The organism is Microbacterium sp. Root166 (assembly GCF_001427145.1).
Lineage (GTDB): Bacteria > Actinomycetota > Actinomycetes > Actinomycetales > Microbacteriaceae > Microbacterium.
This window is the reverse complement of record NZ_LMGL01000002.1, coordinates 490,827-505,561: the sequence shown is the minus strand read 5'-3', so window position 1 is coordinate 505,561 and position 14,735 is coordinate 490,827. Positions and strand designations below refer to the sequence as shown.

Sequence of the window (14,735 nt, the reverse complement as noted above, 5' to 3'; positions counted from 1 at the left end):
GGCAAGGGTGTCGCCCGGGTCGTTTAGTGTGGTGTCTCGTTGTGCGCGGCAGTGGGGGAGGTGCGAATGGACGACGAGGCCGTCCTCGAGGCCACCCGCGATGAGCCGCACTTCGGCAGCTTCGCGGCCGAGCATCTCTCACCGACCTACCCGCAGCGCGCCCCGTGGGGCACCGCGCAGCGCCTTCGCGCCTGGCAGGCCGAGGCGCTGGACCTCTACTTCGACCTCGACGGTCCGGACGGACCCGGCGGCGGTCCGCGCGACTTCCTCGCCGCGGCGACACCGGGCGCCGGCAAGACGACGTTCGCGCTGCGACTGGCGAGCGAGCTCCTGCGGCGCCGGATCATCGATCGCATCGTCGTGGTCGCCCCGACCGAGCACCTCAAGACGCAGTGGGCGGATGCCGCGGCCCGCGTCTCCATCCGGCTCGATCCCGCCTTCAGCAACCGTCACTCCGTGCCCGCGCGGCACTACCACGGAGTGGCCGTCACCTATGCGCAGGTCGCAGTCAAGGCATCCGTCCATCAGCGCCTGATCATGGACGCCCGCACCCTCGTGATCCTCGACGAGGTGCACCACGGCGGCGACGCGCTCAGCTGGGGCGACGCGCTGCGCGAGGCCTACAGCCGCGCCACCCGGCGGCTGCTGCTGTCGGGAACGCCGTTCCGCAGCGACACCGCGCCGATCCCGTTCGTCGAGTACCACCCCGACCAGAAGGGCATCCGGCTCTCGCGGACCGACTACGCCTACGGCTACCGTCGCGCCCTCGAGGACGGGGTCGTGCGCCCGGTCATCTTCATGGTCTATGCGGGCCAGATGCGCTGGCGCACCAAGACCGGCGACGAGATGGAGGCGCAGCTCGGGCAGGACAACACCAAGGACATCACCTCGCAGGCGTGGCGCACGGCACTCGCCCCCGAGGGCGAGTGGATTCCCGCCGTCCTGCGGTCCGCCGACCGTCGCCTGAGCGAAGTGCGCGAGCAGGTGCCGGATGCCGGTGGCCTGGTGATCGCGACGGATCAGACGGCCGCACGCGCGTATGCCGAGATCCTGCGCGAGATCACCGGCGAGTCGCCCACCGTGGTGCTGTCGGACGAGGCCGAGGCGTCCTCCCGCATCGAGACGTTCTCGAAGAGCGACAGCCGGTGGATGGTCGCCGTCCGGATGGTGTCGGAAGGCGTCGACGTGCCCCGCCTCGCCGTCGGCGTCTATGCGACGTCCGCCTCGACGCCGTTGTTCTTCGCGCAGGCGATCGGCCGCTTCGTGCGCGCGCGGCGCCGAGGCGAGACCGCCAGCGTGTTCCTCCCGAACGTCCCGCAGCTCCTCGCACTCGCGAACGAGATGGAGCGCCAGCGCGATCACGCGCTCGACCGCGAGAGCGACGGCGACGACTGGAACGCCGAAGAAGACATGATGGACGCGGCGGAGCGCGAGGACAAGGCCTCCGACGCGCTGACCGAGGAGTTCGAGTACCAGGCGCTGGGCTCGCTGGCCCACTTCGACCGCGTGCTCTTCGACGGCAAGGAGTTCGGCCAGCTCGCGGTGCCCGGAACGCCCGAGGAGGAGGAGTTCCTCGGGCTCCCCGGCCTTCTCGAGCCCGAGCACGTCCACGAGCTCCTCATGCAGCGCCAGCAGCGCCAGGGGCGCCATCGCCGGACGCGCGAGGCCCGCGAGGCCCAGAATCCGCCGGGCGAGGGTGCTGAGCCGGCACTGCCGCAGGCGCTCCACCGCTCGCTCAAGGAGCAGCGCCAGCTGCTCAACAGCCTGGTCGGCCTGTACGCCCGGCAGTCGGGCGAGCCCCACGGTGCCGTCCATGCCGAGCTGCGCCGCATCTGCGGCGGGCCCGCGGTCTCGCACGCGACGGTCGCGCAGCTGCAGGCCCGCATCGACGTGCTCCGCAAGCGCGTGCACTCCTGACGGACCTGCGGCCTACACTTCCGGGATGCCCGCCGAGTACTCCTTCGTCTCCCGCTGGGAGGTGCCGGTCGGCGCGGATCGGGCCTGGGACGAGCTGACGCGGATGCTGACGGCGCCCGAGACGGACGCGAACACGTCGTGGTGGCCGGCGGTCACGCGCACCCGCCCCGCGCGGCGACTCGTCGCGGGGGAGGAGCTCGGACTGCTTGTGCGCAGTCCGCTGGGCTACCGGCTGCGGGTCCGGCTCGTTCTCGGCGAGGTGGACCCGCCGCGACGCCTGACCGTGAGGAGCGACGGGGACCTGACGGGCCGCGGGACGCTGCGGATCGAGCCGCGCGGGGACGCGGCATCCACGATCGTCATCGGCTGGCACGTCGTCACCCGACGTGCGTGGATGAACCGCACCGCGTGGCTGCTGCGCCCGGTCTTCCGGCGCGCGCACGCACACGTCATGCGGGCCGGGGAGCGCGGGCTGCGGCGCCGCCTCGACGCCACGGCTGCCTGATTCATCTGTGCGAGATCGACCCGCCGCGCCGCGCCGAAGGTCGATGTCGCACAGACGAACGCCCGAGGATGCGGTTCGGAGCCCCGAAATGCTGGCAATCCGCGGATTCGCGCCGGACCGCCCCGAAGGCGTGGGTACCGTGGGATGACCCCCTGACCCCCGCCCTGGAGGCTTCTGTGACCGCGCCCGCACCGACTGGCGATCAGCGCCGCTGGGCCCGCTATCTCGTGAACGAGCGCGCCGAGGCGCGCGTGTACCGCGAGCTCGCCGCCCGGCGCACGGGCGAGGAGCGCGAGATCCTCCTGGCCCTCGCCGATGCGGAGGGACGTCACGAGGCGCACTGGCTCGAGCTGCTCGGCGGCGAACCGGCACGTCTGCCGCGCCCCGACGTCCGCACGCGCCTCCTCGGCTCCATGGCCAAGCGCTTCGGCTCAATTTTCGTGCTCGCACTCGCGCAGAACGCCGAAGCCCGGTCGCCCTACGACGACGAGCCTTTCGCGACGCCGGCCATGGCCGCCGACGAGAAGATCCACCACGAGGTCGTGCGCGGCCTCGCGGCCCGCGGCCGCCGGCGGCTGTCGGGCACCTTCCGCGCCGCCGTCTTCGGCGCCAACGACGGCCTGGTCTCGAACCTTGCGCTCGTGATGGGCGTGGGTGCGACCGGAGTCTCGTCCCAGTTCGTGCTGTTCAGCGGTCTCGCCGGGCTCCTCGCCGGCGCGCTCTCCATGGGCGCGGGGGAGTTCGTCTCGGTGCGCTCCCAGCGCGAGCTGCTCGCCGCCACCGAGCCGAGCGACTTCGCGGACCATGTGCTGCCCGACCTGGATGTCGACGCCAACGAACTCGCGCTCGTCTATCGCACGCGCGGGATGCCGGAGGCCGAGGCCCTGGCGAGAGCCCGTCGGGTCGTCGCGGTGGCGCAGGCGGCCGACCGGACCGAGCCCTACCGGCTGCCCGCCGAGGCGCAGGATGAGCACGAGGTCGTCGGCGGGGCTTGGGGCGCCGCCGTGTCGAGCTTCCTGTTCTTCGCGTCCGGCGCGATCATCCCGGTACTGCCGTGGATCTTCGGTCTCAGCGGGCCGGCGGCCGTGGTCCTTGCGCTCGTGCTCGTCGGCATCGCGCTGCTCGCGACGGGCGCGACGGTGGGCCTGCTCTCGGGCGGCCCGCCCCTTCGCCGCGCCTTGCGTCAGCTCGCGATCGGGTATGGCGCCGCCCTCGTCACGTACGCCCTGGGACTGCTGTTCGGGGTGTCGGTCGGGTGAGCGCGGTTCTTGGTGGGCTCCGGAGTCTGGTAATGTCATTCCTCGGTTGCGAAACCGAAATCCACCTGCGCGGGTGGCGGAATAGGTAGACGCGCTAGCTTGAGGTGCTAGTGCCCTTTAACGGGCGTGGGGGTTCAAGTCCCCCCTCGCGCACAGGAAAGCGAAGGCCCCCGAAAGGGGGCCTTCGTCGTTTCCAGGCTCGTCCCGACCGCGCCTCGACGGCTCAGATCCAGCCCCGCTCCTCGGCGAGAATCACCGCCTGCTGTCGCGTCGAGACGCCGAGCTTGGCGAGAATCGCCGACACATGGTTGCGGACGGTTCCGGGGGCGAGCGACAGCGTGCGCGCGATCTGACCCGTGGTCTCGCCGCGCCGGCCGGCCCGCAGAACGTCCAGCTCGCGAACGCTCAATGGCGCGCGCTCGTCGCTGAGCGCATCGGCGGCCACTTCAGGATCGATGTAACGGCCCCCGGCGGCGACGCGCCGGATGACACCGGCGACCTCGTCGGCGCCGCGCGACTTCGGCAGGAAGCCGGAGACGCCGGAGGCGAGCGCACGCCGAAGGACTCCCGGCCGCGCATGGCGGGTCACGACGATGCAGCGCGTGGCGATCGCGCGCGTCAGTCGCGCCGCGACCTCCACGCCGTCGAGCCCAGGCATCTCGAGATCCAGGAGGCAGACGTCGGGCAGCAGTCGCAGAGCCTCAGCGACCGCCTCCTCTCCATCGACGCACTCCGCGACCACGTCGATGTCGGGCTCCAGGCGCAGAAGGGCGGAGAGCGCAGAGCGGATCATCGCCTCATCATCGGCGAGCAGCACGCGGATCATCGGTCCCTCTCCGCCGCCGGGAGGTGGACCGCGAGAGAGAACTCGCCGTCCTCGTGGACGATGTCGAGGTTCCCATTCGCATCGTCGACGCGCCGGGCGATGCCGTCGAGTCCGGCGCCGTCGACGTCTCGGGCGACCGCGTCGGCATCGTTCTCGATCCGGTAGTGCCAGCCGGCGGCATCCCGCGTGAGCGCCAGACGCGCCCATCCGCCGCCGCCATGACGCAGCACGTTGGTCGTCGTCTCGCGGATGATGGGCCCCAGCACGGCGGCCGGTGCCGTGTCAGCTTTTTCACCCACCGAGGTGCTCACCGACAGGCCTGCCGCTGCGAGAAGATCCGCGGCATTGGCGATCTCGTCGACGAGGGGGACCGAGCGGAACCGGGTCGCCAGATCGCGGGTGCCCTGCCGCGCCTCGTCCACGCTGCCGCGCGCGGCGCGCAGCTGTTCGAGCGCGGCATCCGGATCGTTCGCCATCAGCCGCTCCGCGAGCTCGAGCTGGAGCGCGATCACCTGCAGATGATGTCCCTGCAGGTCGTGCACGTCCGTGGCCACGCGCAGCCGCTCCTGAGTCGCTGCCAGACGCGCCTCCGACGCCCGCGCGAGATCGAGGGTGATCAGGACGTCCCACCACCACAGCGACAACACCGACATCACGGGGAGGAACGTGCTGAAGAACGCCACGAGCCACCAGTTGACGTCGGGATCGGCAGCGAAGGCGGAACGTGCGTCGATGAAGCACACCGCCCCGAGGAGCAGGGTTGCGGCGACCACCATCCGCAGGCGAAGACCTGCCGGCCAGTTCAGCAGCAGCATGGACTGCACCAGCGGCAGGACCCCGACGATCCAGACTCCCGAGATCGCGCCGCACACCGCGCCCACGAGGGCCGCGATCGCGAGCGGCAGGAGCAGCCGCTGCCACCGTGCCCACGTGCCCTCGTCGCCGCGATGGCGGTAGAACAGCAGGAGCGGCACGGTGGACGCCACCCATGCCAGTCCGCCTGCGACCACGGTGAGGACCGCCGTCGACGGCCGCCCGGCCTCGATCAGGGCCGCGGCCCACGTCAGGACGACCATCACCTCGAGGAAGATGACCGCGCTGACGGTGTACCACCACGTCGCCGTGACGTTGCGGCTCAGACGCAGCCTCGTGGTCTCCGGGCTGGGCCCGCGGCGCGCAGCAGCGGGATCGAGGCGGGCCATGGGTCCCACGATAGGGGCATGACACTTGTCATGCCCCGCGCGGGAGGAGCACACGGCAAGTGGTGACAGGGCGGCACTTCCGACAGGGTCAGGACGCCGATGGACTGGTGTGGCGTCGAGATCCGGCGCGCGGCACAGCCCGCATCCACCGAAGGGCCGCTCATGAGCCTCATCGACACTTTCCAGGACCTCGTCGCACAGGTGCCCGACCTCGTTCAGCCGCTCATCGTGGCGGCCGCGGGCGCTGTCCCGTTCATCGAGGGCGAGGGTGCAGCCGCCATCGGCATCATCGGGGGGCTGAATCCCGTCGTGGCCGCCGCGGCAGGGATCGTCGGCAACTTCGTGTGCGTGGCGATCCTCGTGCTGCTGACGGCCCGCACGCGGTCGGCCGTCGTCACCCGCACCCGCGCGCGCCGGCTCGCTGCCGCCGGCGCGCGCACCGGCGGAGCCGGCGGAGCCGAGGCCGACGTCGCGCCGGCTGCCGCCGACGAGCGCGGGGCCGCCCGGCAGGCGAAGTTCCAGCGCGCGTTCGACCGATACGGCGTTCCGGGAGTGAGCCTCCTCGGCCCGCTGCTGCTGCCCACGCAGTTCACCGCGACGATGCTCGCCGGGGCGGGCACCGGGGTCGCGCGCATCCTCATCTGGCAGGCGGTGGCGATCATCGGATGGACGACCCTCATCACGCTCGTGGTCACAGGGGTCCTGTCCGTCGCCCACTGAGGCCCGGGAAGGCCTCCCGGCCGCCTTTGACAGGCGATGGCCGGGAGGCCCGGGTAAGTTTGAGCGCATGCCCGAAGCCGAACTGCCCGAGGTCGCGTCCGTCGCCCGGGACCTCATCCGCTTCGACACCACGAACCACGGCGGCGGACGCGCTGCCGGCGAGCGTGAGGCGGCGGAATACGTCGGCGCCTACCTCGAGCGGCTGGGCCTGACGCCGGAGTACTACGAGCCGATCCCGCGGCGGACGAACGTCATGGCGCGCGTTCCCGGACGCGACTCCGGCAAGCCCGCCCTCGTCCTGCACGGTCACCTCGACGTCGTGCCCGCGATCGCGGAGGACTGGAGCGTCGACCCGTTCGCGGGCGTCGTCAAGGACGGCATGCTGTGGGGCCGCGGCGCGGTCGACATGAAGGACATGGACGCCATGATCCTCACCTCCGTCGGAGACATCCTCCGCGCGGGCGAGCAGCCCGAGCGCGACCTGATCCTGGCGTTCTTCGCCGACGAGGAGAACGGCGGGGTCGAGGGGTCGGCGCTCGTCGTGAACGACAAGCCGGAGTGGTTCGACGGCGCGGCTGAGGCGATCAGCGAGGTCGGCGGATACTCGATCTCGGTCGACGACCGCCGCGCGTATCTGCTGCAGGTGGGCGAGAAGGCGCTCGTGTGGATCCGGCTGGTCGCTCGGGGCCGGGCGGCCCACGGCTCGAGCTACCACGGCGACAACGCCATCACGACGCTCGCCGCCGCCGTCGCGGCCCTCGGCCGCACGCAGTGGCCGGTGACGCTCACCGACACGACCCGCGAGATGGTCGAGCGCCTCGGCGACCTGACGGGCACCGCCGCGAGCGACCCCGACGCCGTCGCCGCCGCGACGGGCGCGGCATCCGGCTTCCTCCGCTCCACGCTGCGGACGACCACCAACCCGACCGGCCTCACCGCCGGCTACAAGCACAACGTCATCCCGGACCGCGCCGAGGCGCTCGTGGACGTGCGGGTGCTGCCCGGCACCGAAGAGGCGGCGCTGACCGATATCCGCCGCATCGTCGGCGACGACGTCACGGTCGAGATCGTCCACCAGGACATCGGCCTCGAGGTGCCCTTCTCGGGCGATCTCGTCGACGCCATGGTCGCCGCGCTCGGCCGCCACGACCCCGGCGTGCCGGTGATCCCATACCTGATGGGCGGCGGCACCGACAACAAGGCCCTCGCGGCCCTCGGCATCGCCGGCTACGGGTTCGCCCCGCTGCGGCTGCCCGCCGGCCTCGACTTCACCGGCATGTTCCACGGCGTCGACGAGCGCGTCCCCATCGACGCCCTCGTCTTCGGCCAGCGCGTGCTCGCCGATCTGCTCCGCACCTACTGACATCAGCGGATGCCGCGGCCGCCGGCATCCTGCACCGAAAGGCGTCCATGCTCCTCGAGGCGATCATCCTCGGCTTCGTCCAGGGTCTGACCGAGTTCCTCCCGGTGTCCTCCAGCGCACACCTGCGCGTGATGGGGGAGTTCCTGCCGTCCGCGCAGGACCCCGGCGCCGCCTTCACCGCGATCACGCAGATCGGCACCGAGGCGGCCGTCGTGCTGTTCTTCTGGCGCGACATCGTGCGGATCATCGGGAACTGGTTCCGTGCGCTCTTCGGGAAGATCCCGCGCAACGACCCGGACGCGAAGATGGGCTGGCTGATCATCGTCGGCAGCATCCCGATCGTGGTGCTCGGACTGCTGTTCCAGGACCAGATCGAGACGACGTTCCGCTCGCTCTGGCTCGTCGCCGGCATGCTCATCTTCTTCGGCGTGCTGCTGGGCATCGCCGACCACGTCGGGGCGAAGAAGCGCAAGCTCCAGGACATCACGATCGGGCAGGGCGTCGTCTACGGCTTCGCGCAGTCGCTGGCCCTCATCCCCGGCGTCTCACGATCGGGCGGCACGATCACCGCGGGCCTCTTCATGGGGTTCGAGCGCGCCGCCGCCGCGCGCTACGCGTTCCTGCTGGCGATTCCGGCGGTGTTCGGCAGCGGCTTCTACCAGCTGTTCAAGAGCTGGAACGAGCCGGGCGTCTTCACCCTCGCCGAGACCGCCGTCGCCACGGTCGTCGCGTTCTTCGTGGCGCTCGGCGTGATCGCGTTCTTCATGAACTGGATCTCCAAGCACAGCTTCCTGCCGTTCGTGGTGTACCGCGTCGCGCTCGGCACGCTGCTGCTGGTACTCCTCAGCACAGGCGTCATCGCGGCGTCCTGACGCCACGGCACACCGGGCCGGCGCGGGATGCCGCTACCGGCGCGGGTCGTCGCGCCCAGGCTTCGTGGGGCCGTCGCCGCCGCGGCGCAGGTAGCGCTCGAACTCCTGAGCGATCGCGTCGCCGGACGCCTCGGGGGAGTCCCACGTGTCGCGCGTGCGCTCGAGCTGCCGGATGTACTCGGTCATCTCCTCGTCGTCGGCCGCGGCCGCGTCGATCGAGGCCTCCCACGCCGCCGCCTCGGTCGACAGCTCGCCTCGGGGCACGGTGGCCCCGGTGATGTCCTCGAGGCGGTCGAGCAGCGCGAGTGTGGCCTTGGGCGAGGGCGTGTGCCCCGCGACGTAGTGGGGGACGCTCGCCCACAGGCTCGCCGACGGAATGCCGGCCGCGTCAGCCGCGTGGCCGAGGACGCTGAGGATGCCCACGGGCCCTTCGTAGGTGCTGCGCTCCAGCTCGAGTGCGGTGCGCAGGGCGTCGTTGTCGCTTCCGGCGAACACCGAGATCGGCCGGGTGTGCGGCACGTCCGACATCATCGAGCCGATCGAGACGAAGCCCGTGATGTCCTCGCGCAGCGCCGCGTCCATGAACTCCGCGGCGAAGGCCTGCCAGGCGCGCGCCGGCTCGACGCCGGTGAGCAGCCACAGCTGGGTCCCGCCGCGCGTCGTGCGCGTGGGGCGCAGCAGCGACGCCTCGGGCCACTGCAGGATGCGCTTGCCGTCGGCATCCGTCGCGATCTGCGGCCGCGTGTACTGGTAGTCGAAGTACAGCTCGGGATCGACGGAGAACACGGTCTCGTAGGTGCCGCTCTCGCGCAGCTGCGTGATGACCGACGACGCGGCTTCGCCGGCGTCGTTCCACCCGTCGAACGCGGCGACGAGCACTCGGCGTCCCAGTCCGTCCACGAGACCTCCTCCACCCGCCGTGCGGGTCGTTCCAGGATATGCCCGCCGCGGCGTCCTGGGCCGACCTCCGTGCGCGCGCCCGGGATGAGTCCTCGAGACGGCGGCTCCGATCCCGGCCGGTAACATGGACCAGTGAGCGCCCCCGCACTGTCCGCCGTCCTGTGGGACATGGACGGAACCCTCGTCGACACCGAGCCGTACTGGATGGCCGCCGAGACTCCGCTCGTCGAGCGCTTCGGCGGAACCTGGTCTCACGAGCAGGCGCTCGGGCTCGTCGGAAAGGGCCTGGAGGACTCGGCCCGCATCTTCCAGGACGCCGGCGTCCGGATGGGCGTCCAGGACATCATCGACCACCTCACGGACGACGTGATGCGCAGCCTGAGCGAGACCGGAGTGCCGTTCCGGCCCGGCGCCCGCGAGCTCCTGGCGGATCTCCGGCGGGCCGGCATCAAGACCGGACTGGTGACGATGTCGCTGCGGCGCATGGCCACCACCGTCGTCGACCTGATCGACTTCGATGCCTTCGACGTCGTCATCGCCGGCGACGACTCGACCCGGCCCAAGCCCTTCCCGGACCCCTATCTGCAGGCGTGCGACGCCCTGGGCGTCACGCCCGCCGAGGTCGTCGCGATCGAGGATTCACCCACCGGGCTCCGCTCGGCCGTCGCGTCGGGTGCCGCCGTCATCGGCGTGCCGCTGATGGTGTCCATCGCCGGCGCCGGTGCTCACGCCGTCTGGCCCACGCTCGAGGGCCGGACCGCCCAGGACCTGGCATCCTTCCATGCCGACCACCGTGCCAAGGAGGCCGCAAAGTGACCGAACGACCCCGCGGGCCCTTCCGCATCGGCGACCGCGTGCAGCTCACCGGGCCCAAGGGCCGGCTGCACACGATCACCCTCCGCGAAGGCGGCGAGCTGCACACCCACCACGGCGTGCTCAAGCACGAGCAGCTGATCGGCCAGCCCGACGGCTCGGTGGTCGCGAACAGCGGCGAGCACGAGTACCTCGCGCTGCGGCCGCTGCTCCGCGATTTCGTGATGTCGATGCCCCGCGGTGCGGCGATCATCTATCCGAAGGACGCCGCGCAGATCATCGCCGAGGTGGACGTGTTCCCCGGCTCGGTCGTCGTCGAGGCGGGTGTCGGCTCGGGGGCGCTGTCGCTCTGGCTGCTGCGCGCGATGGGCTCGGAGGGAAGGCTCATCTCGTTCGAGCGCCGACCCGAGTTCGCCGACGTCGCGCGCGCCAACGTCGAGACCTACCTGGGCGAGACCCCGGAGAACTGGGACGTGGTGGTGGGCGACCTCGTCGAGGCGCTTCCGGATGCCGTGGCCCCGGCATCCGTGGACCGTGTCGTCCTGGACATGCTGGCCCCGTGGGAGTGCATCGACGTCGTCGCCGACGCGCTCACGCCGGGCGGAGTCGTGCTCTGCTACGTCGCGACCGCGACGCAGCTGAGCCGCGTGGCCGAGTACATCCGCAGCACGGGCCTGTACACCGGCCCGGAGGCCAGCGAGACCATGGTCCGCGGCTGGCACGTCGAGGGGCTCGCCGTGCGTCCGGACCACCGCATGGTCGCGCACACCGGCTTCCTGCTCACGGCGCGCCGGCTCGCGCCGGGCGCGGTGCCGCCCGAGGTCAAGCGACGGGCGTCGAAGTCGAGCTACGGCGACGAGGACGTCGAGCTGTGGACCCCCGGCGCGGTCGGTGACCGAGAGATCACCGACAAGAACCTCCGCAAGCGCGTGCGCGAAGCGCAGCGCGCCGCCGACGGCGCACGCCAGGCGGCCGCCGCAGGCGAGGACGCTCCTTCCACCTAGACTGTTCCGGTGCGCAAGTTCCCCGCTGCCCTCGTGATCCTCGGGCTCGCGACCGTCGGCCTCGCCGGCTGCTCGCTGCCCGGCTCGTCCGACTGCTCCCCGTCCGCCTCCGACGCCGAGCTCCTCGAGCTCGTGCAGGTCGGCGAGTCCGCGGGCGAGGTGGACTTCTACACGCCGTTCCACACCGAGGAGAGCTCCTCCGCCACGGTCGAGGAGGGCGACGGCGAGACCGCCATCACGCGGGACGAGCAGATCGTCGGGCTCGACATCACGATGGTCTCCGGCGAGACGGGCGAGGAGCTTCCTCCGCTGGTCGAGGGCGGCGCGTTCCTCGGCTCACTGGCGCCGCTCACTCAGGTCATGCCGACCTGGAGCGAGGCTCTCGAGTGCGCGAGCGCGGGGTCGCGTGTCGTCATCGCCATGGCACCCGAGGACATCGATCCCGAGATCGCGTCCGCTCTCGGACTCGCTCCGGATGAATCGGTGATCGCGGTGGTCGGAGTCGACCAGGTGTTCCTCGCGGCCGCTGACGGCGCCGACCAGTTCAACACCGGCAGCGGGCTGCCCTCCGTGGTGCGCGCACCCGACGGTCGCCCCGGTGTCGTGGTTCCCGATGCCGCGGCCCCCGACGAGGTCGTCGTGCAGACGATCAAGAAGGGCGACGGCCCCGTCGTCGCCGCGGACTCGTCGGTGGTGGCCCACACGCTGAGCGTCTCGTGGTCTGACGGAGAAGTCGTCTCGAACACCTGGGAGCAGCAGCCCGAGCTCATCCAGATGGGCGAGGACCCCGCATTGACCGAGGCCCTCGAGGGGCAGACCGTGGGCTCGCAGGTCATGGTGATCGTGCCGGGTGAGGGCGACGCCGCGGGCACCGCGACGATCAAGGTCATCGACATCCTCGGCATCCTCCAGACCGCGTCCTGATCCCGGCATGCCGCACGGCGGACCGGGTCGCCGCGCGACGGGCTCGTCGACGGTCCCGGTGGGCCACGCGAGCCTAGGATGAGTGGGTGCCCGCGAACACGCCCGTGAAGAACCCGCCCGAAGAGCGGCTGGTGAACCTCGTCGTCGCGCTCATGGCGACCGACCAGGGCCTCACGAAGGACACCATCCTCAGCTCGGTGGCCGGGTACCGCGAGCAGAGTGTGGCCGGGGCCTCCAAGGACGCCCTCGAGAAGATGTTCGAGCGCGACAAGGAGAGCCTGCGCGGCCTCGGCGTCCCGATCGAGACCATCGGCGACTGGGCCGACCCCGACGATCTCCGCGAGGCCCGGTACCGGGTTCCGACGGCCGAGTACGCGCTGCCCGAGGACATCGTCTTCACGCCCGCCGAACTTGCACTGCTCAATCTCGCCGGCGGCGTGTGGAGCGAGAGCTCCATGTCGGACGACGCCCGCAGCGGCCTGCGCAAGATCCGCGCGCTGGGAATCGCGGTCGACGAGCCGATCATCGGTTACTCGCCGCGCATCAGCATGCGGGATCCGGCGTTCCCGGTGCTGCACCAGGCGATCGAGCAGGCTCGCGTGGTCACCTTCCCGTACCTGAAGCCGGGGGAAGAGCACCCGCGGACGCGTCGCGTGCAACCGCTCGCGCTCGTCGAGTACGAGGCCCGCTGGCACGTGTTCGGCATCGACCTCGATGCGGCCGCCGACCGGACCTTCCTGCTCTCTCGCGTCGTCGGTCCCGTCACGGTGACGCGCTCCGCGTTCGATCCCGTCCTGCGCGAGGGCGCGGGGGAGCGCGCCCTCCGCGGCCTGGAGGAGGTGGCGGCCCGTAACTCGTCGCTGCTCGAGGTGAACCCCGGAACCGAGGCGGCGCTGCGACTGACCCGCCGCGCCACGCCGGCCGAGCAGGGCATCCGCGTCCCGTTCGTCGACATCCACATCTTCGCCGACGAGCTGGCCTCGTACGGCCCCGAGGTGCGCGTGGTCGAGCCCGCTGCGCTGAGAGAACAGGTCATCGAACGGCTCGCGGCAGCACGCGATCTGAACGGAGTCCCGGCATGACCGCCCGCCGCACCCTCGTCGCGACCGATCGCGCCGCGCTCATGCTGCAGCTCGTCCCGTACCTGATCGGCAAGGGCGAGGTGTCGATCGCCGAGGCCGCCGACGAGTTCGATGTGACGCCCGACCAGATGCGGTCGATGGTCGAGAAGCTCACCGTCATCGGCCTGCCCGGCGACGGCGGCTACTGGCAGATGGCGAACGATCTGTTCGACATCGATTGGGATCTGCTCGACCAGCGCGATCTCATCGTGATCACGAACTCCGTCGGCCTCGAGCGCTCGCCCAAGCTCACCGCCCGGGAGGCGGCGGCGCTGCTGGCCGGCCTTCAGCTCGCCCGGACGATCCCCGGCGTGGGCGACACCGACCTGTTCGCAGGGCTCCTCGCGAAGCTGGCCCGCGGCGCCTCGAGCGCACCGGCCGACGTCATCGTCGCTCCGGGTCCGGTGGACACCGTGCGCGACGCCGTGGCCGGCGCCCTCCGCCGTGGTGTCGCGGTCTCGTTCACGTACAAGGCTCCGGACGCCGGGCCCACCACCCGCACCGTCGATCCGGTCAAGGTCCACATCGCAGACGGCCAGTGGTACCTGCAGGGGTGGTGCCACCTGCGCGAGGCGATGCGCACGTTCCACCTCGACCGGGTGAGCGACCTCGAGCTGACCGACATCCCGACCACGCATGCGAGCGAGCCGGCACCGGCGTGGTTCGAGCCCGCAGACGACGACGTGGTGGCGCGGGTGCGGTTCCCCGAGTCCGTGGCGCCGCTGCTCGGCGAGTACCTCGACCGCGCGACCCTGGAGAGCACTCCGGCCGGGGCCGTGGCGACCATGCGGGTGGCCGACGAATTCAGCCTCCGGCGCCTCGCCGCCCGTCGTGGCGGACTCGTCGAGATCCTCGAGCCGTCGGCCGCGAGGCGCGCCGCGGCCGAGTGGGCCGAGGCGGGGCTCGCGCAGTACCGCTGATCTGTTCGCCGGATGTTCGCCCGCGCCTGCACCCGTGCCGGTGACTGCGGGTTACACTGAATCCGGACCCGCCGAAAGGAAATCGACATGCTGCAAGGCCTCACAGGGTGGCACTTCCTGATCATCCTCGCTGTGATCCTGCTGCTGTTCGGCGCGGCGAAGCTGCCGGCGCTGGCGAAGAGCATGGGTCAGTCCGCGCGCGTCTTCAAGGGTGAGATGAAGGCGATGAAGGACGACGACGCCTCCAAGACGGATGCCGCGTCGGTCGGCACCGCCTCCGCCGTGGAGCAGCCGGCGACCGATGGTCGCACGGACGCGGGCGGAAACCCCGAACCCAAGTCCTGACCGTGGCAACGGCGGGCTCGCCGCGCGTCAAGAGCTCAGACCCC

15 protein-coding genes and 1 tRNA gene are annotated in these 14,735 nt (G+C 71.4%); 13 read left to right on the top strand and 3 right to left on the bottom strand.

Going from position 1 to position 14,735, the window contains the following annotated elements:
• The first annotated feature begins 66 nt into the window (after positions 1 to 66).
• The 4 genes from ASD56_RS10155 to ASD56_RS10140 all read left to right on the top strand — a co-directional run bounded on the left by ASD56_RS10155 (position 67) and on the right by ASD56_RS10140 (position 3,834).
• The gene (locus ASD56_RS10155; RefSeq protein ID WP_055965129.1) at positions 67 to 1,917 is read left to right on the top strand and encodes a DEAD/DEAH box helicase; all 1,851 of its coding nucleotides are present in this window, start codon (positions 67 to 69) and stop codon (positions 1,915 to 1,917) included.
• 25 nt (positions 1,918 to 1,942) lie between these two features.
• Positions 1,943 to 2,422, top strand: a complete 480-nt coding sequence (locus ASD56_RS10150; RefSeq protein ID WP_055965126.1) for a hypothetical protein — start codon at positions 1,943 to 1,945, stop codon at positions 2,420 to 2,422.
• A gap of 176 nt (positions 2,423 to 2,598) precedes the next feature.
• Positions 2,599 to 3,681: a VIT1/CCC1 transporter family protein gene (locus ASD56_RS10145; RefSeq protein ID WP_055965125.1), complete on the top strand. Its 1,083-nt coding sequence runs from the start codon at positions 2,599 to 2,601 to the stop codon at positions 3,679 to 3,681.
• A gap of 67 nt (positions 3,682 to 3,748) precedes the next feature.
• A tRNA-Leu gene (locus ASD56_RS10140) sits at positions 3,749 to 3,834 on the top strand.
• Between the two features lie 70 nt (positions 3,835 to 3,904).
• Here ASD56_RS10140 and ASD56_RS10135 read toward each other — a convergent pair.
• Both ASD56_RS10135 and ASD56_RS10130 read right to left on the bottom strand, forming a co-directional pair.
• A complete protein-coding gene (locus ASD56_RS10135; RefSeq protein ID WP_055965122.1) occupies positions 3,905 to 4,507 on the bottom strand; it encodes a response regulator transcription factor in 603 nt (200 codons plus the stop codon).
• The gene (locus ASD56_RS10130) at positions 4,504 to 5,709 is read right to left on the bottom strand and encodes a sensor histidine kinase (protein ID WP_055965119.1); all 1,206 of its coding nucleotides are present in this window, start codon (positions 5,707 to 5,709) and stop codon (positions 4,504 to 4,506) included. The genes ASD56_RS10135 and ASD56_RS10130 overlap by 4 nt, the downstream gene beginning before the upstream one ends.
• A gap of 162 nt (positions 5,710 to 5,871) precedes the next feature.
• On the opposite strand from ASD56_RS10130, the gene ASD56_RS10125 reads away from it, so the two are divergent.
• The 3 genes from ASD56_RS10125 to ASD56_RS10115 all read left to right on the top strand — a co-directional run bounded on the left by ASD56_RS10125 (position 5,872) and on the right by ASD56_RS10115 (position 8,664).
• Positions 5,872 to 6,429: a hypothetical protein gene (locus ASD56_RS10125; protein WP_055965873.1), complete on the top strand. Its 558-nt coding sequence runs from the start codon at positions 5,872 to 5,874 to the stop codon at positions 6,427 to 6,429.
• A 67-nt stretch (positions 6,430 to 6,496) separates the two neighbouring features.
• Positions 6,497 to 7,792: a M20/M25/M40 family metallo-hydrolase gene (locus ASD56_RS10120; RefSeq protein ID WP_055965117.1), complete on the top strand. Its 1,296-nt coding sequence runs from the start codon at positions 6,497 to 6,499 to the stop codon at positions 7,790 to 7,792.
• A 47-nt stretch (positions 7,793 to 7,839) separates the two neighbouring features.
• Complete coding sequence (locus ASD56_RS10115) at positions 7,840 to 8,664, top strand: undecaprenyl-diphosphate phosphatase (RefSeq protein WP_055965114.1); 825 nt, start codon at positions 7,840 to 7,842, stop codon at positions 8,662 to 8,664.
• A gap of 33 nt (positions 8,665 to 8,697) precedes the next feature.
• Here the strand turns inward: ASD56_RS10115 and ASD56_RS10110 are convergent, their stop codons facing one another.
• Positions 8,698 to 9,564 carry a PAC2 family protein gene (locus ASD56_RS10110; protein WP_055965111.1) on the bottom strand — a complete coding sequence of 289 codons (867 nt, stop codon included), beginning with the start codon at positions 9,562 to 9,564 and terminating at the stop codon, positions 8,698 to 8,700.
• 132 nt (positions 9,565 to 9,696) lie between these two features.
• Between ASD56_RS10110 and ASD56_RS10105 the strand changes: the two genes are divergently transcribed.
• The 6 genes from ASD56_RS10105 to tatA all read left to right on the top strand — a co-directional run bounded on the left by ASD56_RS10105 (position 9,697) and on the right by tatA (position 14,691).
• Positions 9,697 to 10,380 (top strand): HAD family hydrolase, encoded by a 684-nt coding sequence (locus ASD56_RS10105; RefSeq protein WP_200947500.1) that lies wholly within the window; start codon positions 9,697 to 9,699, stop codon positions 10,378 to 10,380.
• Positions 10,377 to 11,381 (top strand): tRNA (adenine-N1)-methyltransferase, encoded by a 1,005-nt coding sequence (locus ASD56_RS10100; protein ID WP_055965108.1) that lies wholly within the window; start codon positions 10,377 to 10,379, stop codon positions 11,379 to 11,381. The genes ASD56_RS10105 and ASD56_RS10100 overlap by 4 nt, the downstream gene beginning before the upstream one ends.
• Positions 11,382 to 11,390: 9 nt before the next feature.
• A complete protein-coding gene (locus ASD56_RS10095) occupies positions 11,391 to 12,305 on the top strand; it encodes an FKBP-type peptidyl-prolyl cis-trans isomerase (protein WP_055965105.1) in 915 nt (304 codons plus the stop codon).
• 86 nt (positions 12,306 to 12,391) lie between these two features.
• Entirely contained in the window at positions 12,392 to 13,387 is a 996-nt protein-coding gene (locus ASD56_RS10090) for a helix-turn-helix transcriptional regulator (protein ID WP_055965102.1), read from the top strand.
• Positions 13,384 to 14,346: a helix-turn-helix transcriptional regulator gene (locus tag ASD56_RS10085; protein ID WP_055965100.1), complete on the top strand. Its 963-nt coding sequence runs from the start codon at positions 13,384 to 13,386 to the stop codon at positions 14,344 to 14,346. The genes ASD56_RS10090 and ASD56_RS10085 overlap by 4 nt, the downstream gene beginning before the upstream one ends.
• 87 nt (positions 14,347 to 14,433) lie before the next feature.
• Positions 14,434 to 14,691, top strand: a complete 258-nt coding sequence (tatA, locus tag ASD56_RS10080) for a Sec-independent protein translocase subunit TatA (RefSeq protein ID WP_055965097.1) — start codon at positions 14,434 to 14,436, stop codon at positions 14,689 to 14,691.
• The last annotated feature ends 44 nt before the right edge of the window (positions 14,692 to 14,735 follow it).

What these genes read in the sequence shown, in the direction of transcription:
- ASD56_RS10085 (WP_055965100.1), top strand. Translation starts at nt 13,384, where the DNA reads ATGACCGCCCGCCGCACCCTCGTCGCGACCGATCGCGCCGCGCTCATG.
- ASD56_RS10130 (WP_055965119.1), bottom strand. Translation starts at nt 5,709, where the DNA reads ATGGCCCGCCTCGATCCCGCTGCTGCGCGCCGCGGGCCCAGCCCGGAG.
- ASD56_RS10125 (WP_055965873.1), top strand. Translation starts at nt 5,872, where the DNA reads ATGAGCCTCATCGACACTTTCCAGGACCTCGTCGCACAGGTGCCCGAC.
- ASD56_RS10135 (WP_055965122.1), bottom strand. Translation starts at nt 4,507, where the DNA reads ATGATCCGCGTGCTGCTCGCCGATGATGAGGCGATGATCCGCTCTGCG.
- ASD56_RS10115 (WP_055965114.1), top strand. Translation starts at nt 7,840, where the DNA reads ATGCTCCTCGAGGCGATCATCCTCGGCTTCGTCCAGGGTCTGACCGAG.
- ASD56_RS10150 (WP_055965126.1), top strand. Translation starts at nt 1,943, where the DNA reads ATGCCCGCCGAGTACTCCTTCGTCTCCCGCTGGGAGGTGCCGGTCGGC.
- ASD56_RS10155 (WP_055965129.1), top strand. Translation starts at nt 67, where the DNA reads ATGGACGACGAGGCCGTCCTCGAGGCCACCCGCGATGAGCCGCACTTC.
- ASD56_RS10120 (WP_055965117.1), top strand. Translation starts at nt 6,497, where the DNA reads ATGCCCGAAGCCGAACTGCCCGAGGTCGCGTCCGTCGCCCGGGACCTC.
- tatA (WP_055965097.1), top strand. Translation starts at nt 14,434, where the DNA reads ATGCTGCAAGGCCTCACAGGGTGGCACTTCCTGATCATCCTCGCTGTG.